Origin of the sequence: Buttiauxella cochleicola (assembly GCF_021282405.1) — a bacterium.
Lineage (GTDB): Bacteria > Pseudomonadota > Gammaproteobacteria > Enterobacterales > Enterobacteriaceae > Buttiauxella > Buttiauxella massiliensis.
The window spans coordinates 270,195-289,873 of sequence record NZ_JAJSOU010000001.1 but is presented as its reverse complement, the minus strand read 5'-3'; the positions used below and the strand labels follow the sequence as shown (position 1 = coordinate 289,873).

General features: G+C 49.6%; 18 protein-coding genes, 1 pseudogene and 1 other annotated feature. Of the genes and pseudogenes, 14 read left to right on the top strand and 5 right to left on the bottom strand.

The genetic code is table 11. From position 1 onward, the window contains the following. Window positions 1-15: 15 nt before the first annotated feature. Window positions 16-113: a sequence feature (Trp leader region), on the top strand. 22 nt (window positions 114-135) lie between these two features. Genes LVQ79_RS01315 through trpA form a run of 5 tightly spaced genes read left to right on the top strand, consistent with a single transcriptional unit; the run spans window position 136 to window position 6,668 of the window. Next, the gene (locus LVQ79_RS01315) at window positions 136-1,698 is read left to right on the top strand and encodes an anthranilate synthase component 1 (protein ID WP_232863627.1); all 1,563 of its coding nucleotides are present in this window, start codon (window positions 136-138) and stop codon (window positions 1,696-1,698) included. Further along, window positions 1,698-3,293 (top strand): bifunctional anthranilate synthase glutamate amidotransferase component TrpG/anthranilate phosphoribosyltransferase TrpD, encoded by a 1,596-nt coding sequence (gene trpD / locus LVQ79_RS01310; protein WP_151993620.1) that lies wholly within the window; start codon window positions 1,698-1,700, stop codon window positions 3,291-3,293. The genes LVQ79_RS01315 and trpD overlap by 1 nt, the downstream gene beginning before the upstream one ends. Before the next feature lie 3 nt (window positions 3,294-3,296). Next, on the top strand, window positions 3,297-4,658 hold the full coding sequence (trpCF, locus tag LVQ79_RS01305; RefSeq protein WP_232863626.1) for a bifunctional indole-3-glycerol-phosphate synthase TrpC/phosphoribosylanthranilate isomerase TrpF: 1,362 nt from the start codon (window positions 3,297-3,299) through the stop codon (window positions 4,656-4,658). A gap of 7 nt (window positions 4,659-4,665) precedes the next feature. Continuing rightward, window positions 4,666-5,859 (top strand): tryptophan synthase subunit beta, encoded by a 1,194-nt coding sequence (gene trpB / locus LVQ79_RS01300; protein ID WP_034457050.1) that lies wholly within the window; start codon window positions 4,666-4,668, stop codon window positions 5,857-5,859. Next, the gene (gene trpA / locus LVQ79_RS01295; RefSeq protein ID WP_151993622.1) at window positions 5,859-6,668 is read left to right on the top strand and encodes a tryptophan synthase subunit alpha; all 810 of its coding nucleotides are present in this window, start codon (window positions 5,859-5,861) and stop codon (window positions 6,666-6,668) included. Before trpB ends, trpA begins: the two co-directional genes overlap by 1 nt. 48 nt (window positions 6,669-6,716) lie before the next feature. Here trpA and ompW read toward each other — a convergent pair whose 3' ends face one another. Continuing rightward, window positions 6,717-7,349 (bottom strand): outer membrane protein OmpW, encoded by a 633-nt coding sequence (ompW, locus tag LVQ79_RS01290; RefSeq protein ID WP_232863625.1) that lies wholly within the window; start codon window positions 7,347-7,349, stop codon window positions 6,717-6,719. Between the two features lie 259 nt (window positions 7,350-7,608). Between ompW and LVQ79_RS01285 the strand changes: the two are divergent. The 5 genes and pseudogenes from LVQ79_RS01285 to LVQ79_RS01265 form a co-directional block, all read left to right on the top strand. Further along, window positions 7,609-7,932: pseudogene (locus LVQ79_RS01285) on the top strand (type 2 periplasmic-binding domain-containing protein); the annotation flags it as partial. A gap of 278 nt (window positions 7,933-8,210) precedes the next feature. Beyond that, window positions 8,211-9,734 carry a DUF1254 domain-containing protein gene (locus tag LVQ79_RS01280; RefSeq protein WP_232863624.1) on the top strand — a complete coding sequence of 508 codons (1,524 nt, stop codon included), beginning with the start codon at window positions 8,211-8,213 and terminating at the stop codon, window positions 9,732-9,734. Window positions 9,735-9,786: 52 nt separating this feature from the next. Then, window positions 9,787-11,205, top strand: coding sequence for a DUF1254 domain-containing protein (locus LVQ79_RS01275; protein ID WP_232863623.1), 1,419 nt, complete (start codon window positions 9,787-9,789; stop codon window positions 11,203-11,205). 377 nt (window positions 11,206-11,582) lie between these two features. Further along, window positions 11,583-13,562, top strand: a complete 1,980-nt coding sequence (locus tag LVQ79_RS01270; protein ID WP_232863622.1) for an alkyl/aryl-sulfatase — start codon at window positions 11,583-11,585, stop codon at window positions 13,560-13,562. 51 nt (window positions 13,563-13,613) lie between these two features. Continuing rightward, entirely contained in the window at window positions 13,614-13,979 is a 366-nt protein-coding gene (locus LVQ79_RS01265) for a hypothetical protein (protein WP_232863621.1), read from the top strand. A 229-nt stretch (window positions 13,980-14,208) separates the two neighbouring features. On the opposite strand, the gene LVQ79_RS01260 is transcribed toward LVQ79_RS01265, so the two are convergent. Both LVQ79_RS01260 and LVQ79_RS01255 read right to left on the bottom strand, forming a co-directional pair. Beyond that, the gene (locus tag LVQ79_RS01260; protein ID WP_232863620.1) at window positions 14,209-14,568 is read right to left on the bottom strand and encodes a hypothetical protein; all 360 of its coding nucleotides are present in this window, start codon (window positions 14,566-14,568) and stop codon (window positions 14,209-14,211) included. A 277-nt stretch (window positions 14,569-14,845) separates the two neighbouring features. Then, window positions 14,846-14,926, bottom strand: coding sequence for a BrnA antitoxin family protein (locus tag LVQ79_RS01255; protein ID WP_370639821.1), 81 nt, complete (start codon window positions 14,924-14,926; stop codon window positions 14,846-14,848). A gap of 134 nt (window positions 14,927-15,060) precedes the next feature. Between LVQ79_RS01255 and LVQ79_RS01250 the strand changes: the two genes are divergently transcribed. Continuing rightward, window positions 15,061-15,303, top strand: coding sequence for a hypothetical protein (locus tag LVQ79_RS01250; protein WP_232863619.1), 243 nt, complete (start codon window positions 15,061-15,063; stop codon window positions 15,301-15,303). A 209-nt stretch (window positions 15,304-15,512) separates the two neighbouring features. On the opposite strand, the gene LVQ79_RS01245 is transcribed toward LVQ79_RS01250, so the two are convergent. Further along, window positions 15,513-16,340, bottom strand: a complete 828-nt coding sequence (locus LVQ79_RS01245) for an aminoglycoside phosphotransferase family protein (protein WP_232863618.1) — start codon at window positions 16,338-16,340, stop codon at window positions 15,513-15,515. A gap of 311 nt (window positions 16,341-16,651) precedes the next feature. Between LVQ79_RS01245 and ydfZ the strand changes: the two genes are divergently transcribed. Then, the gene (gene ydfZ / locus LVQ79_RS01240) at window positions 16,652-16,855 is read left to right on the top strand and encodes a putative selenium delivery protein YdfZ (protein ID WP_064511879.1); all 204 of its coding nucleotides are present in this window, start codon (window positions 16,652-16,654) and stop codon (window positions 16,853-16,855) included. Window positions 16,856-16,997: 142 nt separating this feature from the next. Here ydfZ and LVQ79_RS01235 read toward each other — a convergent pair whose 3' ends face one another. Next, on the bottom strand, window positions 16,998-17,522 hold the full coding sequence (locus LVQ79_RS01235) for a lipocalin family protein (protein ID WP_232863617.1): 525 nt from the start codon (window positions 17,520-17,522) through the stop codon (window positions 16,998-17,000). Between the two features lie 118 nt (window positions 17,523-17,640). On the opposite strand from LVQ79_RS01235, the gene LVQ79_RS01230 reads away from it, so the two are divergent. Continuing rightward, window positions 17,641-18,369 (top strand): MerR family transcriptional regulator, encoded by a 729-nt coding sequence (locus tag LVQ79_RS01230; protein ID WP_232863616.1) that lies wholly within the window; start codon window positions 17,641-17,643, stop codon window positions 18,367-18,369. Window positions 18,370-18,714: 345 nt separating this feature from the next. Beyond that, entirely contained in the window at window positions 18,715-19,674 is a 960-nt protein-coding gene (locus LVQ79_RS01225; RefSeq protein WP_232863615.1) for a YbgA family protein, read from the top strand. Window positions 19,675-19,679: the final 5 nt, after the last annotated feature.

Below are 19,679 nucleotides of genomic sequence, written 5' to 3'. Positions count from 1 at the left end.
GCGATAATCCGCATGCACAGCTGGTGGCGTACTTCCTGATAACGGGCAGTGTCATCGCTATGGCTGAAATTCAGTCCAGATACCAGGCCCGCCAATGAAGCGGGCTTTTTTTTGAACAAAATATGAGAGCAAAAAATGCAAACACAAAAACCAGCGCTCGAATTACTGATTAACGACGCGCCATATCGTGATAACCCGACAGCCGTTTTCCACCAGCTGTGCGGCGCTCGCCCTGCGACACTGCTACTCGAATCAGCCGATATCGATAGCAAAGACGATTTAAAAAGCTTGCTATTAGTCGACAGTGCGTTGCGCATTACCGCTTTAGGTGACACCGTCACTATTCACGCCCTTTCAGAAAATGGTGCGTCGTTACTTCCCTTGCTGGATGCCGCGCTGCCATCAGGTGTCGAGAATCAACACTCGCCGCAAGGCCGTGTATTGCGGTTCCCGGCGGTGAGTTCCCTGCTGGATGAAGACGCTCGCCTGTGTTCGCTTTCCGTTTTTGACGCCTTCCGCATTATGCAGGAATTGGTCACCGTACCGGAAAACGAGCGCGAAGCGATGTTCTTCGGCGGCTTGTTTGCATACGACCTGGTGGCAGGATTTGAAGACTTGCCCGAACTCAAGCAAGACAACAACTGTCCCGACTACTGTTTCTACCTGGCAGAGACGTTGCTGGTAATCGACCATCAGAAAAAACACACCCGCATTCAGACGAGCTTGTTCACCCCGTCAGCATCAGAAAAGCAGCGTTTGATTCAACGCACTGCGCAACTGAGCAAGCAGATGGAGCAAGAGCCCGCACCACTGCCAGTACAAAAAGTCGAGCGCATGACCTGCGAATGCAACCAGAGCGATGAAGAGTTTGGCGATGTGGTGCGCAAAATGCAGAAAGCGATTCGCATCGGTGAAATTTTCCAGGTGGTGCCGTCACGCCGTTTCTCGCTGCCTTGCCCTTCTCCGCTGGCCGCCTATCAGACGCTGAAAAAGAGCAACCCAAGTCCTTATATGTTCTTCATGCAGGATAACGATTTCACGCTGTTTGGCGCATCCCCTGAAAGCTCGCTGAAATACGACGCCGATTCCCGCCAGATTGAAATCTACCCGATTGCCGGGACTCGCCCACGCGGTCGCCGTGCTGATGGTTCGCTTGATCGTGACCTCGACAGTCGCATTGAGCTGGAAATGCGTACCGACCATAAAGAGATGTCCGAACATCTGATGTTGGTTGACCTGGCGCGTAACGACCTGGCGCGCATTTGCACCCCAGGCAGCCGTTATGTTGCCGACCTGACCAAAGTCGACCGTTATTCATTTGTGATGCACCTGGTTTCCCGTGTGGTTGGCGAGCTGCATAAAGATCTGGATGTGCTGCACGCTTACCGCGCCTGTATGAACATGGGCACGCTGAGCGGTGCGCCGAAAGTTCGCGCTATGCAGTTAATTGCCAAAGCCGAAGGCGTGCGTCGCGGCAGCTACGGCGGTGCCGTGGGTTACTTCACCGCTCATGGTGATCTAGACACCTGCATCGTTATCCGCTCCGCCTACGTCGAAAACGGCATTGCCACCGTACAGGCTGGGGCTGGCGTGGTGCTAGATTCCGTACCGCAGTCCGAAGCTGACGAAACACGTAACAAAGCCCGCGCTGTACTGCGCGCTATCGCTACCGCGCATCATGCACAGGAGATTTTCTGATGGCTGACATTCTGCTGCTCGATAATATCGACTCGTTTACCTATAACCTGGCCGATCAGCTGCGTGCTAACGGACACAATGTCGTCATCTACCGTAACCATGTTCCAGCACAGACCTTAATTGAGCGTCTGGAAACCATGGACAACCCGGTACTGATGCTCTCACCAGGTCCTGGTGCGCCTAGTGAAGCGGGCTGTATGCCTGAATTGTTGACGCGTCTACGTGGCAAATTGCCGATTATCGGTATCTGCCTCGGTCACCAGGCGATTGTTGAAGCGTACGGTGGTTATGTCGGCCAGGCGGGTGAAATCTTGCATGGTAAAGCGTCGATTATTTCCCATGACGGCGAAGCGATGTTTGCCGGTTTACCGAATCCGCTGCCGGTTGCACGCTACCACTCACTGGTTGGCAGCAACATTCCGGCGGGTTTAACGATTAACGCTCATTTCGACGGTATGGTGATGGCGGTTCGTCACGACGCCGACCGCGTGTGTGGTTTCCAGTTCCACCCGGAATCTATTCTGACCACGCACGGCGCGCGCCTGCTGGAACAAACGCTCGACTGGGCGCTGCTGAAGTTAAAACAAGCCAACACGCTGCAACCGATTCTCGACAAGCTGTACAAAGCACAGACGCTGAGCCGTGAAGAAAGCCACCAGCTATTTGCTGCGATTGTGCGCGGCGAGCTGAAGCCAGAACAACTGGCTGCGGCGCTGGTCAGCATGAAAGTTCGCGGTGAGCATCCCAACGAAATTGCCGGTGCCGCGACTGCAATGCTTGAAGCCGCAGCGCCATTCCCAAGCCCGGATTATCCGTTTGCCGATATCGTCGGCACCGGCGGTGACGGCAGCAATAGCATTAATATTTCCACCGCCAGCGCCTTTGTGGCCGCCGCTGTGGGCCTGAAAGTCGCCAAACACGGTAACCGGAGTGTTTCCAGTAAATCTGGCTCTTCCGACTTACTGGCCGCGTTTGGTATTAATCTGGAAATGAGTGCTGAAGCGTCCCGTAAAGCACTTGATGATTTGGGCGTCTGTTTCCTGTTCGCACCGAAATACCACACTGGTTTCCGCCATGCGATGCCCGTGCGCCAGCAGTTAAAAACCCGCACCCTGTTTAACGTGCTCGGGCCGCTGATTAACCCGGCTCACCCGCAAATGGCGCTGATTGGCGTTTACAGTGCAGAACTGGTGTTGCCGATTGCCGAAACCCTGCGAGTCCTGGGTTACAAACGTGCGGCAGTGGTACACAGCGGTGGAATGGACGAAGTGTCTCTGCATGCCACCACGCAAGTTGCTGAGCTGCATGACGGCGAGATCAAAAGCTACCAACTGGAAGCGACTGACTTTGGCCTTCCTGCTTATCACCAGGACCAGCTTGCAGGCGGCACACCGGAAGAAAACCGTGACATTCTCAGCCGCCTGTTACAAGGTAAAGGAGAGACAGCTCATGAGTCCGCTGTAGCGGCAAACGTCGCAATGTTAATGCGCCTGCATGGGCAAGAAGATCTTAAAGCGAACGCACAACGAGTGCTGGAAGTACTGCGCAGCGGTGCTGCGTATGACCGGGTTACAGCGCTGGCAGGAAGAGGATAAGTCATGCAGGAAACAGTATTAAAGAAGATCGTCGACGATAAGGCGATTTGGGTTGAAGCACGCAAGCAACAACAACCCCTGGCAAGTTTCCAGAACAACATCGTACCGGCAACACGCAATTTTTATCATGCTCTGCAAGGTGCCCGTACAGCCTTTATTCTGGAGTGTAAAAAAGCCTCTCCATCTAAAGGCGTGATTCGTGATGATTTTGACCCGGCGCGTATTGCTAATGTTTATAAACACTACGCTTCCGCCATTTCAGTACTGACTGACGAGAAATATTTCCAGGGCAGCTTCGATTTCCTGCCAATTGTCAGCGACATCGTCACGCAGCCAGTATTGTGCAAAGACTTTATTATCGACGCGTATCAGATTCACCTGGCGCGTTTTTATCAGGCCGATGCCTGCCTGCTGATGTTATCGGTACTCGACGACGAACAATATCGCCAGCTCGCTGCCGTTGCGCACAGCCTGAATATGGGCGTGCTGACCGAAGTGAGTAATGAAGAAGAATTGGAACGTGCGATTGAGCTGAAAGCAAAAGTTGTCGGTATCAACAACCGCGACCTGCGCGATTTATCCATCGACCTCAACCGCACACGCCAGTTAGCGCCGCGATTAGGCCATGGCGTGACGGTCATCAGCGAGTCCGGCATCAGCAATTACGGCCAGATTCGTGAACTAAGCCATTTTGCCAACGGCTTCCTGATTGGCTCCGCCTTAATGGGCGAAGACGATCTCAATGCAGCGGTTCGCCGCGTCACATTAGGCAACAACAAAGTTTGCGGCCTGACCCGTGCGCAAGATGCTCGCGCCGCCTATGAAGCGGGTGCCATTTATGGCGGCCTGATTTTTGTGCCAACATCACCGCGTTTCGTTAGCGATGAAACCGCCGCATCGGTGATTGCTGGCGCACCGCTGAAATATGCAGGCGTATTCCGCAATACTCCAGTTAATGAAGTCGTGCAAAAAGCTGAGGCATTCTCGCTTAATGCTGTTCAATTGCATGGCGACGAAGATCAGACGTACATCGACGAGCTACGTGCCATCCTGCCTGCGAACGTGCAAATCTGGAAAGCACTTAGCGTTAAAGAGAGTTTACCGGCGCGTGATTTAAACCACGTCGACAAATATCTCTTCGACAATGGCCAGGGCGGCAGCGGGCAAAGCTTCGATTGGTCCCTCCTGGCAGGTCAGAATCTGGAAAACGTCATTCTGGCTGGCGGACTGGGTGCAGATAACTGCGTCGAAGCGGCAAAAACAGGCTGCATAGGTTTAGATTTCAACTCAGGTGTCGAAAGCGCACCGGGTATTAAAGATGCTAACAAGCTGGCTGCCGTCTTTCAGACGCTGCGGGCTTACTAAGGAAAATATCATGACTTTACTTAATCCCTATTTCGGTGAGTTTGGTGGCATGTACGTGCCACAAATCCTGATGCCTGCACTGCGTCAGTTAGAAGAAGCTTTTGTAGCCGCACAAAGCGATGCTGAGTTTCAGGCTGAATTTAACGACCTGCTAAAAAACTATGCCGGCCGCCCAACAGCACTGACCAAATGTCGTAACCTGACAGCTGGCACCAAAACCACCTTGTATTTAAAACGTGAAGATTTACTGCACGGCGGCGCACACAAAACCAACCAGGTTCTCGGCCAGGCGCTGCTTGCCAAGAAAATGGGCAAAACTGAAATCATCGCCGAAACCGGTGCCGGTCAACATGGCGTGGCTTCCGCATTAGCCAGCGCCCTGCTCGGCCTTAAATGTCGCATTTATATGGGTGCAAAAGACGTAGAGCGCCAGTCGCCGAACGTGTTCCGTATGCGCCTGATGGGTGCTGAAGTGATTCCTGTACATAGCGGCTCTGCCACGCTCAAAGATGCCTGTAACGAAGCATTGCGCGACTGGTCTGGAAGCTACGACACCGCGCACTATATGCTCGGCACCGCAGCAGGCCCACATCCATTCCCGACCATCGTGCGAGAGTTCCAGCGCATGATCGGTGAAGAAACCAAAGCGCAGATCCTTGAAAAAGAAGGCCGCCTGCCAGATGCAGTTATCGCCTGTGTAGGCGGTGGTTCTAACGCAATCGGCATGTTTGCAGACTTTATCAACGATGCAAAAGTCGGCCTGATTGGTGTTGAACCAGCCGGGCACGGCATCGAAAGTGGTGAGCACGGCGCACCATTGAAACATGGTCGTGTTGGCATCTATTTCGGGATGAAATCCCCAATGATGCAAACTGACGAAGGCCAGATTGAAGAGTCTTACTCTATCTCTGCCGGTCTGGATTTCCCGTCTGTCGGCCCTCAACATGCGCACCTGAACAGCATCGGTCGTGCCGATTATGTTTCAATCACCGATGACGAAGCGCTTGAAGCCTTCAAAACGCTGTGCCGTAGTGAAGGTATTATCCCGGCGCTGGAATCTTCCCACGCACTGGCTCACGCGTTGAAAATGATCAAAGAGAACCCGGAAAAAGAACAGCTGCTGGTGGTAAACCTCTCCGGCCGTGGTGACAAAGACATCTTCACCGTTCACGACATTCTTAAAGCGCGAGGGGAAATCTAATGGAACGTTATCAACACGCATTTGAACAGTTGCAAGCTCGTGGTGAAGGCGCTTTTGTTCCCTTCGTTACTCTGGGCGATCCATCGCCAGAGCAGTCACTAAAGATTATCGACACGCTGATTGAAGCGGGTGCAGATGCGCTGGAGTTGGGCATTCCCTTCTCCGACCCGCTGGCAGATGGCCCGACCATTCAAAACGCGGCTCTGCGTGCTTTTGCCGCTGGTGTCACACCAACGCAGTGTTTCGAAATGCTGGCGGTAATTCGTCAGAAGCACCCGACGATTCCGATTGGCTTGCTGATGTATGCCAACCTGGTGTTTAGCCGTGGGATTGATGAGTTTTATGCGCTTTGCGAGAAAGTGGGTGTCGATTCTGTATTGATTGCTGATGTGCCAATCGAAGAGTCTGCGCCATTCCGCCAGGCAGCAATGCGCCACAACGTCGCACCAATCTTTATCTGCCCGCCAAATGCGGATGACGCGCTGCTGCGTGAAATCGCGACCCATGGCCGTGGTTATACCTACCTGCTTTCTCGTGCCGGTGTCACGGGTGCAGAAACGCGCGCCCAATTGCCGCTGCATCATCTGGTAGAAAAACTGACTGAATTTGGTGCCGCACCATCACTTCAGGGCTTTGGGATTTCTGAACCATCGCAGGTGAAAGATGCCATTGACGCGGGCGCTGCGGGTGCAATCTCTGGCTCAGCGATCGTGAAGATTATTGAGAAGAACCTTGATAAGCCTGACGTGATGTTAAGTGAGCTGAAAGCGTTTGTTCAGAGTTTGAAAGCTGCGACAGTCGCAGCCTAAGTCGACAAAAGGCCGGAGCAATTCCGGCCTCTTTTCATCACAAATACATTAAAAACGATAACCTGCCGAGAACATAAATACCCACGGGTCAATCCGCGTCTTGATATTCTGCTCTTCACCACCAGCTTTAAACTTCACTTCGGTATCGATATCCATATACCAGACGGACATGTTCAACAGCCAATTATCGTTGACCATATAATCCAGCCCAACCTGACCCGCAGCCCCCCAGGAATCTTTCACGCTAAGATCGGTTAAGCCTGCATCTTTGCCAGTCTGATTAAAGTCGGTATCAAAAAAGGTGGTGTAGTTAATGCCGGCGCCAACATACGGACGCACTTTGCTTTTCGCATCACCAAAGTACCACTGTGCCATCAGTGTTGGCGGCAGTTGGCGAACGGTAGCCAGATCACCTGTCGCACCTAAACCAACACGGTGGCGAAATGGTGTAGCCGCAAGCAACTCGATACCGATGTTATCGGTCACCATATAGTCAAATGTCAGTCCCAGTTGGGTATTGTTGCTGACGCTAAAACCGCCCATGCCAAGCACATTGTCAGAGCCTTCCGTTGGGCGAACGGTTGCTGAACCCGCGCGCATGAAGAATTCCCCTTGTTGATGCGCCAATGCTTCGCCAGATAAACAGGTTAATGCAAGTAACGCCATAGACAACTTTTTCATAGCCCTCTCCTTGTTATGGTTTTATAAGCGGGCTGAATATACTCAATTTTGGGTACAAATTGATCTAACACCGATCACACTTCGCCGGGTAATTTAACATTTAATGATCTGGATTAATTTTTCGCATTTTGCTTAAAGTCGTAACTTTGGTGTCGTTTGATCCATAACCCGACATAATCTGGCACGGGTAATATTATTTAGAACCAAATACAAAATGGGCAGTACTGTTCAGTAACAGTGCTGCCCATTTGTCTAAGATGTGATGAATTATCGCTTTATCACTAATAACCGCATCCTACCTTTGATGCTGGAAGATACAGATGAGCAATTAACCGTTGAGATGCGAGGACAACTTATCAGCAACGATATTGATGTCATGGCTGACGGAATACGCAGCGGTCTGGGAATAGGAAGAATGTTTGAGCCGGTGTATGAATTTCAGCCCGATAAAGAGCAATTTATCCCGGTGATGATGCCTTACTGGAAAACCTATCCACCGGTTTATCTTTACTATTTAAAAAGCACCGGCAAAGCAAAGCGAGTCAAGGCGCTGATTGATTTCTTAATAATGAAAACAAAATAATAGCCATCAACATAACCTGTTTTAACGTGCGCGGCCGTTTGTTGCGCTAGCTGAATGAAAGATGCGCTGATGTATTTTCTATCATTTATTAAAATTTAAAATTAAATACATTTTTTAAATTATCCCATTATTTTGGGGGAGCATTGTGCAATGCTTAATACTCAACAGACATTGTGGAGCAGTTTTTTGAGGATATCTTCTGCAGTAAGTTAAACCTCGATTTCCAGCTACACTGAACTATAAATTTATCTTAGTTCATCATTTGTTTAAGGGATAACATGGCTTTAACGCGCAGAGAGTTTTATAAATTCGCTCTGGGATCGGTGGTCGGTTTAGCCGTCCTCAGACAATCCCCCTCAGTGCTTGCGGACTCACGTCCACTACAAATCACCTTAAAGCATGGAGCAGGAGATAAAGGGGAAACTCTCGGTGGTCTCCCTCCCGCTAACTCCATGTGTTCGGTCACTGACTTTGATTATCAACTTAAGTATCAGCGCGCTTTCGAAGCGGTGTTGTGCTACATGCCTGCGGTAGCGATTTACAGTTTTCGCCGCGCAGCATTTGAAAATTTGGGGCTAAAGGATAATGACATAATCGCTTACTCAGCCCCGGCAACACCTAAGCTTGAAGCCATTACCGCGAACAGCACTACACCTTACATCACCGCTTTTACCGACTTGCGCAATGGGCCGGTTGTTCTGGAATTACCCGCAGCGGGAAGCGATGGCAGCCTGTACGGGCAGATTGTGGATGCCTGGCAATTCACCATTGCCGACGTTGGCCCGGCGGGGCTTGATAAAGGCAAAGGGGGCAAGTTTTTATTAACTCCGCCAGGCTATAAAGAGGCGGTGCCACCGGGTTATATCCATATCCCGTCGCCTAATTACCGCGTTGCTTTCGCTTTCCGTTCTGTACCTGTTGCAGGCAAAACCTCGCAAGATGCCTACCATTATTCAAAACGCCTGCGGATGTACAATTTATCGCAAGCGGATTCACCGCCCACGCAGCGCTTTGTCGATCCCATCAATGACCGTTACCCGACGCTGCCCTATTACGATGAGCGGCATTTCAAAGATTTGCATGCAATAGCCAGCGTAGAGCCTGTCAGGGAACAGGACAAAATCATGATGGGCATGCTTTCTTCTCTGGGAATTCATCAAGGCGAGGCTTTTAATCCTGACGAGAAAACCACCAAAGCATTACGCCAGGCGGCCATTGATGCCTGGTTTTACCTGCAAAACTGGTTCGATAATATTCCCAAAGACAAGCTGTACTGGCCGGACAGGCATTATGCGTCACTGCTGATGGCCGATAAAAATAAAACATTCACCTTCGTCTACGACGATAAGACCGACATTATTGAACGGGCCGCAGAGTATTTCTGGTGTACTTATATGCCGAAAGAACTGACCGACTCTCCCGCGACGCAATATCTGATGTCGATGGCTGATAATAATGGCAACCTACTCGCGGCGGGTAAGCTATATAAAATTAATATCCCTGCCAAAATACCGGTTAAACAATTCTGGGCATTAACCGTTTATAACCGTGACACCATGTCCTTTATTTACAGCCCATCAGAAAGAACCACCTTGTCGTCGTATGACCTGGAAAAAATGAAAAAAGAAGCCGATGGCAGCGTCGATATTTACGTCGGGCCGCAAGCGCCTCAGGGGCTGGAAAATAACTGGATCCCCACCAGCGGGAAACGTCCATTACCCGCGATGCGTTTTTATGGCCCAACGGAAGAATTAAACAATAAAACTTTTAAGTTGAATGACTTCGAGTTAGTCAGCATGTGATTCATGTGAAAACCAGACATGACCAAACATATTTTCCTGAAAGGAAACACCTATGATTAATCTAAAACCTTTAGCCAAAGCGATACTGTTAACCGGATTGCTTGGTGCCTCTTCGCTCACGCTGGCACAGACTCAGGCGCAGACCTGGCATGATCCATTGCTCACATTGCAGGGCACGCCGGACGTGGTTAACAAAGGCCTTGATGTTGACGGTTACAGCTCGGCAATTTCTGCCTGGAGCTGGGGATACCCGATCGTGCGTATGGAACAAGTAGTGCGTGATTACACCAACGTGCCGTCACCCAAACCGGCAACCAGTTACCGCGCCCCTCTGAACCAGATTGGCTGGGCGACAGAACTGGCGACACCTGACGCAAAAGATATGCCGACCGCCAACAATGACACGCTGTACATGAGCGCCGTCGTGAAGTTGGATGAGCCTTATATTCTCACCGTTCCTGATACGCATGACCGCTATTACGTGGTTGATGTATTCGATATGTGGCAGGAGCTGGAGCACTACATCGGCAGAAGAACCACCGGCACGCAGGCGGGGAAATTCGTCTTAGTCCCACCAGGCTGGAAAGGCGAGCTGCCCGCTGATGCGAAAGTACTGCATGTTTCAACCAACAAAATCTGGCTGTGGGGGCGTTTGCGCGTCAAACAGGGCGAGGACATGGCGCCTCTTCATCAGCTACAAAATGAATTTAAACTCACTTCACTTAGCGGGAAAGTTTATTCCGACACCCTGCCACCGCTGCCTGAATTGAAAAATGATGGCCTCGATTTCTTCCGCCTGTTAGCCGCTGCGCTGAAAGAGAACCCGGTCAAACCTGAGGATAAAGGTTTATTCGGCCAGTTCAGTCGTATTGGCCTGACGGACAGCGGATTTAATCCTGAAGCTGTGCCAAAGGTGATGACTGATGGCGTGAAGCGCGGTCTGGCAGATGCGCCAAACGTAGCGGCTTCAACGTTAACCAGCACCTCTGAAGACCGAAACGGCTGGAGTTACGTGCGGGGGCTGGATTCCTTCGGCTATAACTACCCACTGCGCGCGTTAGTTTCCGGGCCGTACCTTGGTGGACAGGGTGAGAAAGAGGCCGTCTACCCGATCCGCTATAACGACAGCGAGAATCAGCCACTGACCGGAGCTAATGATTACACCATCAAGCTGCCGAGCGAGCCTCCGGTGAACGCCTTCTGGTCAATCACCATGTACGATGCCAAAACCAAAATGCTGGTTAGCAACGAGCTGAATCGCTACAAAGTGGGCACCGACACGGAAGGCCTGGTTAAGGGTTCTGATGGCAGTATTACTGTTTCTCTTAGCCACAAAAAACCTACCGACCCGAACGTAAACTGGTTGCCTGCACCTGAGGGCAACTTCTATCTGCTATTCCGTATGTATCAACCTAAAGACGCGGTCATGAATAATGAATGGAAGCTGCCGCAGGTGACAAAAAGTCAATGATGATAGTTGGTCTTGATGCAGTGTAAATCACTCAGGGACAGGCTGAGAGAGTCGCTGTGTAAGGGTCCGTAATATCTTTAATTACGGACCCTTTGGGCTGACTTGTTTTCGAGTATACAGAGTCTGCCAGCAACAACGCTTTCAGACTGCGCTGAGCATGAAGCGGACATATTCCACTTGCTAAAAGAGTTAAAGAACTAGAGTCGTGCAAACATAATTTATTTGTATCCATAAGTGGCGAAATGTAACTCCTTGGTTATATTTAAAAAATGAAAATGGTCAGCGGACATTTTTATTATTTGAATTAATGAATGATTTCCAGAAGTAATTATTCGGTAAGGCTGAGTAGTTAGAAGATTTTCACATGAGGGGTTCAAATGAGACTTACGTTGATCGTCAAAAGTCTTGCACTGGCAGGGTTACTCTCTTCCAGCGCACTGACACCTTTATTCGCGCAGGAAGCACCAAAAGGTGCCACCGCGTCAACAAAACAAGCTAACGATGCACTTTATAACCAGCTTCCTTTCTCCGATAACACCGATTTCACGAATGCCCACAAAGGCTTTATCGCCGCTTTACCTCAGGACGTGATTAAAGGCGAACAGGGAAATGTTATCTGGAACCCACAACAGTATGCATTTATCAAAGAAGGGGAAAAATCCCCTGACACTGTAAACCCGAGCCTTTGGCGACAGTCTCAGTTGATCAATATCAGCGGTCTGTTTGAAGTGACTGAGGGCGTTTACCAGATCCGTAACCTCGATTTATCCAACATGACCATCATTGAGGGTAAAGAAGGGATCACCGTCGTTGACCCGCTGGTTTCCGCAGAAACCGCAAAAGTCGGCATGGATTTGTACTTCAAAAATCGCGGTAATAAACCTGTTGTCGCCATCATTTATACCCATAGCCACGTTGACCATTATGGCGGCGTGCGTGGTGTGGTAGATGAAGCGGATGTGATATCCGGAAAGGTAAAAGTTTATGCGCCAGCAGGCTTCATGGAAGCAGCGGTCGCGGAAAACATTATGGCCGGTAACGTCATGAGCCGCCGTGCCAGCTATATGTATGGCAACCTTCTGAAACCTGAAGCCACCGGCCAGGTCGGCGCGGGTCTGGGTACTACCACCTCAGCGGGTACCGTGACGCTGATTGCCCCCACCAACATCATTGAAAAAGATGGTCAGAAGGAAGTCATTGATGGTCTGACTTATGACTTCATGCTGGCACCGGGTTCAGAAGCCCCGTCTGAAATGCTGTGGTATATCGAAGAGAAGAAACTCATCGAAGCCGCAGAGGATGTGACTCACACTCTGCACAATACTTACTCCCTGCGCGGTGCGAAAATTCGTGAACCGCTACCATGGTCAAAATACATCAACGAAGCCATCGTGCGTTGGGGTGACAAAGCCGAAATCATTATGGCTCAGCACCACTGGCCGACATGGGGTAACGAAAACGTGGTTGGCCTGCTGAAAAGCCAGCGTGACCTGTATCGTTATATCAACGACCAGACCCTGCGCATGGCCAACGAAGGTCTGACACGCGATGAAATTGCTGCCAACTTCAAACTGCCAGACAGCCTGGCGAAGACCTGGGCTAACCGCGGCTATTACGGCTCCATCAGCCATGACGTGAAAGCAACGTATGTGCTGTATCTCGGCTGGTTCGACGGCAACCCGGCAACGCTTGATGAATTACCGCCGGAAGAAGCGGCTAAGAAATTTGTTGAATACATGGGCGGTGCCGATGCGATTCTTCAGAAAGCGAAAACCGACTTTGACCAGGGTAACTACCGTTGGGTTGCTCAGGTAGTGAGTAAAGTGGTGTTTGCCGATCCAAATAACCAGAATGCGCGTAACCTGGAAGCGGACGCACTGGAGCAACTGGGTTACCAGGCTGAGTCTGGCCCATGGCGTAACTTCTACCTGACCGGTGCTCAGGAGTTGCGTAATGGTGTGGTTAAAGGTCCAACCCCAAATACCGCAAGCCCGGATACCGTTCGTGCGATGACACCAGAAATGTTCTTCGATTTCCTGGCGGTACATATCAACGGTGAAAAAGCGGGTAATGCCAAGGCGGTATTTAATATCGACCTGGGCAGCGACGGCGGTAAGTACAAGCTGGAGCTGGAAAACGGCGTGCTAAACCATACGCCAAATGCTGAAGCGAAAGACGCTGATGCCACGATTGCGCTGAACCGTGACACGCTGAATAAAATCATCCTGAAAGAAGAAACCCTGAAGCAGGCTGAAGATAAAGGCGAGGTTAAGGTCACCGGTAATGGTGCGAAGCTCGATGAGATGTTGGGCTATATGGACAAGTTCGAGTTCTGGTTCAATATCGTTACACCATAAATAATTCCCCTGCGGCCTCAGTGCTGCAGGGGATTTTTTTCAGCTAATCCTATGCGTCTTTCATACTCGATTTTGCCTTCAATATTATGCCTTGGTTCCTCTTATGCCTATGCCGCGCAAGACCATGCCCCGGATGCAGCGCAGGCAAATAACCCTCTGGCGAATATGACTGCATTTAATATGCAGAACTATTACATCGGGGATGTGAGCGGTACGGACCAGGATGCCAATCAGTTCTGGTTCCGTTATGCGCAACCTTTTTCATTAGGTGACAGCAAATGGCTGTTGCGTGGTTCATTACCGATTAATACCTACCCTGTTGCACCTACTGGTGGTCATAAAACAGGTTTAGGTGATCTGAATTTATTTGCATCATGGCTTATTGATACCGGCAATCCGGCAGTGAGTTTTGGATGAGTTTTGGTTTCGGTCCGCAAATTACGGCGCCGACAGCAACTGAAGATGCGCTGGGAACTGAGAAATGGTCTGCAGGTCTGGTTAATGTGCTCTTCGATGCCAGTTCGCCAAAATTCCAGTACGGTTATCTGGCCTCATGGCAGCATAGCTTTGCCGGAGAAGACAACCGCAGTGATGTGAATCTGGGCACTTTCCAGCCATTTTTATTCTACCAGTTGGGTGGCGGCACTTACGTATCAGCTGTTACAAACGCGTTAATCTTGTTGATGATCTCTGAGGTATCCATAGAAACGTACTCCATTACACCTAACCAGATAATGTTACTTTTATCAAAACCTTGATAATGAAACTGGTATTTAAGCCCTGGAGCACAGACAAGCAAATCAGCCTTACGGGCAATCAGTACTTCAATATCAGACTCCGTGTCATCTGAGACCGCCTCCCAAAGCAACCCCTTTCTGTCGAGCTCTCTTTGCAACGCTTTGATAAACTTCTCGGTAAGAAAGTAAGGAAAATATCCGCCTTGTAACGGCGAACGACCTAACATTGGGCTTGGGCGATGGATAAAGTAAATCGTTCTGTTGGCCATAAGTCTCCCTGAAAACACGATTCTTTAATGCTGCGGCTTCCATTTTATGAGCTTTGAGATTTTTTTTTCAATATCCAAGTCGCTTTATTGGTTAATTGCAGTTACCTGATAAAGGGCCAGTTAATGTTATGTAACCACTCTTCTCCAGCATAACGCTGACTCCCTTCAACGCTACATTGACAGACAGCTTTTGGCACTCACCAGCCCACCAGGCAGAACCACGTCGTCTATGAGAGACAACTGATTGTTTCCGATTTAAATCGCACAACATGGCTGTTCATATGATCTCATTCAGTCGGGTCAAATAGCCCTTACCTAGTGCTTTCAGCCAGGCCATAACGTCAGCATCAATTCGCATGCGATATATATGAAATCGTTTGAGAAAGGGTAATTCGATGATTTTAATCCATAATAATCAAACTTCAGGTGTACAAAACCTCACCGGTTCAGATATGTTATTCCCTGACACCCACACTATTCAGAGGGCTTCCGATGACCGATTTCGTTTTTTTCAAAAAGGGTAAGCAAATCACCGCACTGGAAAAATCAGATGCTGATGGTGCTGCTCAGCTTGCAAATCAGGGCTATGAAAAACAGTTTGAAGAAATAGACGCGCCCGATCCTGAAAAAGCTCTTCTTCGTTTTGTAGATATCCGAAATGAAGAGGTCGAGACAGAGCATGCATTCACAACAGGTGCCGTATTCAGTGCTATCTGCAGCGTATTTCTTAAATAGCCTTCATCCGGCGGTTTTTCACCTGACGTCGTCATGAGGTTTATTGCCATAAAGCCTCATTTAACGAAACATGAGTTACTAATTGTAGTGTTTTACTAAAAGTGGCCAACGCATTGCTTTAACGTGAGTCCAGGGCGTTAACCCTGGGCACGATGCCGACTGCCAGGAGTTACAGTCCGCTCTGAGCGAAAGATGACTAAATTGTCTAATCACTTATCCAATTCGGTAATTGCCAGCTTAGCAACATTTAGTGCAATTGATGTTGCATCATTACTTTCGAGGGACCATGTTGTTGAAAGCCCACACCATGCAATTATCCATTTGAGAAGACGATCTCTATCCAGATCTGCCGTCTCGGCAACAATACTTAACCGCTGTTTAAATATCGTCGGTACAGTCGCGACACGAGGCACTGGATTACCAAGATCCGGATTAGTGAAAATATTGGCAAAGTCGAATCCCCGTTCCCCTATTAGTCCTTTTGGGTCAATGGCCAACCAGCCAGACGTTTCAAAATCAAGTACGTTACCGTGATGTAAGTCACCATGTAATGCAACCACATCACGTGGAGAAGAAAGCAATTCTTCTGAGATTTCTGCGCAACGTGTCAGGACACCACCATACTTCAGCGCTGCTGGTTTTAGAGGGTAAAACCACTCATGTAGTGATGTAAGCTGGGGTAATGGTTTTTTTGGGAATGTATGAAGCCTGTTCGCAGTAGTACACAAAATACGACAAGCAACATCATCCTGACCTTCTCGTGACATAGCTGACAGTGACGCGGTACCTGTGGCTCTTGAGAGAAGAATGGCTTCATTTTCATGTGCAATAACCTGCGCCGCGCCATTTCCTTCCCACCATGCCATTAGTGCATTGCCGGATTGTTCATCCTTATCATCCGTAACTTTTAACATGGCTTTAATACCATGTGTTGCTGTTTTGACCGGGAGTAACTGTGACGTATGAGTGATGAATGGAGTGCCATCAGGAATGAGATTCCAGCGGTTTAGCCAAGGTTTTAACTTGAACGTATCCATATAACTTTCTTTAGTATCCTAATAATTAAAGCGAGAAACAGGCATGCATTCATGCATTTTAACCCAAAGGTGATGAGCTTTCCTGGATGCTGTTTTAAGGCAACGTCCGCTCACACCCTGTCAACTCAGACCTCAATGGACTCAGATATCTCCAGAGCATCATCTACTTCAATATCCAGATAGCGGACATGGCTGCTCAGGCCAAAAATTTACAAAATTTTGACTTGGCTCAACACTTTTTTACCAACGAAGAGCTATTTATTTGCCGTTAAATCATATCGTCTCAATACAACAAAAAAGGAGGAATGATGATGTTGACCTATGATTGCTACCGTAACGCTATCACAACTGGCAGCCGTGTTATGGTGTTCAATAAAGGTCTGACTGGTGTTATTAAGACCATTCACGGCGAAGGTAAAACAGCCGAACAAATTCGTCGTTCTGAATGTGTTGAAATCGAAGGTTGCGAAGGTGTGTTCTGCCCGATGGAGTTGGTTAGACTTGAACTTCACTGATAGGGCTTATCGAGTCAACACATTGCTTTTACAAATAAGATAACCCTGAAACATATTGTTTAAGGCCACCGAATTGGTGGCCTTTTTTGAATTAGGCAACAGAGCACCGACGTTTTAAATATTCCCTTCTAATCCGGGTGATTTATTGCTTCACCCATACCAATTGATCAACTTTGAATCCCAGGCTGCGCGCAGTGTTCAGGTAATCCTGCTTTACCGCATCCGGAATGGTTGGTGTACGCGACAGTATCCATAGATAGTCACGGTTCGGACCACTCACCAGCGCGTACTGGTACTCATCATCGAGCCTTATCACGTTATAACCGCCGTAGAACGGACCAAAGAATGAAACCTTCAGCGCAGCGGTTGTAGGTGCGCCGGTGAATGAGGCTTTCCCTTCACTCTCATTCCACTTGTTGTTAATCGGATCATACCCACGATTGAGCACGCTAATAGCGCCATCGCTGCGCGTGCCATAGGTGGCAGTGACCTTCTCAAGGCCGCGTTCAAAGCGGTTTTCAAGGCGAGCGACTTCATACCATTTGCCAAGATAGCGGTTGGCATCAAAGTTAGTTATCGGTTGAACGCCTTTCGGTGGCGTGGGAGATTTACAAGCAACCAGTGTCAGTGCGATAGCAACGCCGGTTACAACGGGCCATAGCTTCATAAGACCTCCTTTCATCTGCGCGGTTGGAAGTAAAGTGTAGTGCAAACACCCTGCTCTTCATTCAGGCTGCAAATATTCGTAGTATATTGAGAATATTCTTTGTCATCAGGTGTACCTCATGCCCTATTCCATCGGTGAATTTGCCCGGCTTTGCGGGATAAACGCGACCACACTACGCGCCTGGCAGCGTCGTTACGGTTTAATCAAACCGTTGCGCACCGATGGCGGGCACCGCTTATATAGTGATGACGATGTCCAGCAGGCGCTTAAAATTCTCGACTGGGTGAAAAAGGGAGTCCCCGTCAGTCAGGTGAAGCCCTTATTGGCCCGTCCTGAAGCTCGCCGCACAAACAACTGGCTCACCCTTCAGGAGAGCATGTTGCAGAAGTTGAAAGAGGGAAAGATCGAATCTCTGCGCCAGCAGATTTACGATTCGGGCCGCGAGTATCCGCGCCTGGAAATAGTTACTGAAGTATTACGCCCGCTGCGCAGTAAAGTCTCAGCCAACATCCCCGCAATGATGACGCTGCGCGAAATCCTCGATGGCATCATTATCTCCTACACCTCGTTTTGTCTCGAAGGTGATAAAAAAGCACCTGGAGATAATTACCTCATCACCGGCTGGCACCTTAGCGACCCATGTGAAATCTGGCTCGAAGCACTTAAACGTACGGGCCAAGGGTATCGCATTGATGTGCTCCCCGTGCCGCCTGCCATGCTGGCACCCGAGATCTTCCCTGAGCGAAACTGGCTACTGGTCACCACCGGAAAAGTTACCGCTGCCCGCAAAAAACAGATCGAAATTTGGCAGCAGCAGGTCGTTTCGCTCGACGTCATTCCGCTCTAAAAACCTTTCCCCCACACCCGTTCCCTTTCCATGATGAGCAGCCGTAAAAAGTTGCGTATCTGGCCTGTCTTTATAAAAAGCCCATCAAACCAAGCAAAAGAAGACATTGCTAATCAATTGAAATAATTGATAAATAAAAACACCCTTACCATAAACTTGTACAAACATTAGTGATTGTCTAAGTTTTACTTATACGATTACATCACGTTTTACATCCAGGGTGAGACTCATGAGCACAATGCCATCCGCCATCGATCGATCTTTTGATTACTACACCCCCCTGGATAACCAATCGCCTCTGGCGCTAGCGGCGCTACACGCAAAGAGCATTAAGAGGATTACACCATGAACACTAAACCTATCATTGGGATCAGCGGATGTTTAACCGGCTCGGCAGTCAGATTTGACGGCGGTCATAAGCGTATGGGTTTTGTCATGGACGAGTTATCTCAGTGGGTGACCTGCAAACCCGTCTGCCCCGAGATGGCCATCGGCCTGCCCGTTCCGCGGCCGGCGTTGCGCCTGGTTCAGACTACCGAAGGCGATATCCGGATGCGCTTTAGCCATGCCCCTCACGATGACGTGACCCAGAAAATGGCCAAATTCGCGGACTCCTGGTTACCACAGCAGGCTAATTTGTCCGGCTTTATCGTCTGCGCGAAATCGCCGAGCTGCGGCATGGAGCGGGTAAGGCTGTATGACGAAAAAGGGAATCGTGGACGCAAAGAGGGAGTGGGTCTGTTTACCGGTGCGCTACTGGAAAAATTCCCGTGGCTGCCCGTAGAGGAGGACGGCCGCCTGCATGACGCCGTGCTGCGGGAAAACTTTGTCGAGCGGGTCTTTGCCCTGCACGAATTGAACACTTTACGGGCCAGCGGCCTGACTCGCCGCGCACTTCTGGATTTCCACAGCCGCTACAAACTCCAGTTATTGGCGCACCACCAACCGGGATATCGGGAAATCGGGCCTTTCGTCGCCTCGTTGCACGAGTGGGAAGACCTGGATACTTTCTTCGTTGAATATCGCGAAAAGCTCATGACTATCCTGAAAAACCCCGCGTCACGTAAAAATCACACTAACGTACTCATGCATATTCAGGGCTACTTCCGTAAACAACTGAATACTCGCCAGCGCGGGGAGCTGCGCGACGTGATCCTTCACTACCGTGATGGGCTGTTACCGCTACTCGCCCCACTCACCCTGTTGAATCATTATCTGGGCGAGTACCCAGACAGATACCTGCTGACGCAAAACTACTTTTCCCCCTACCCCGAAAATTTATGTCTGCGTCTGTCGGTTAACTGAGCGCT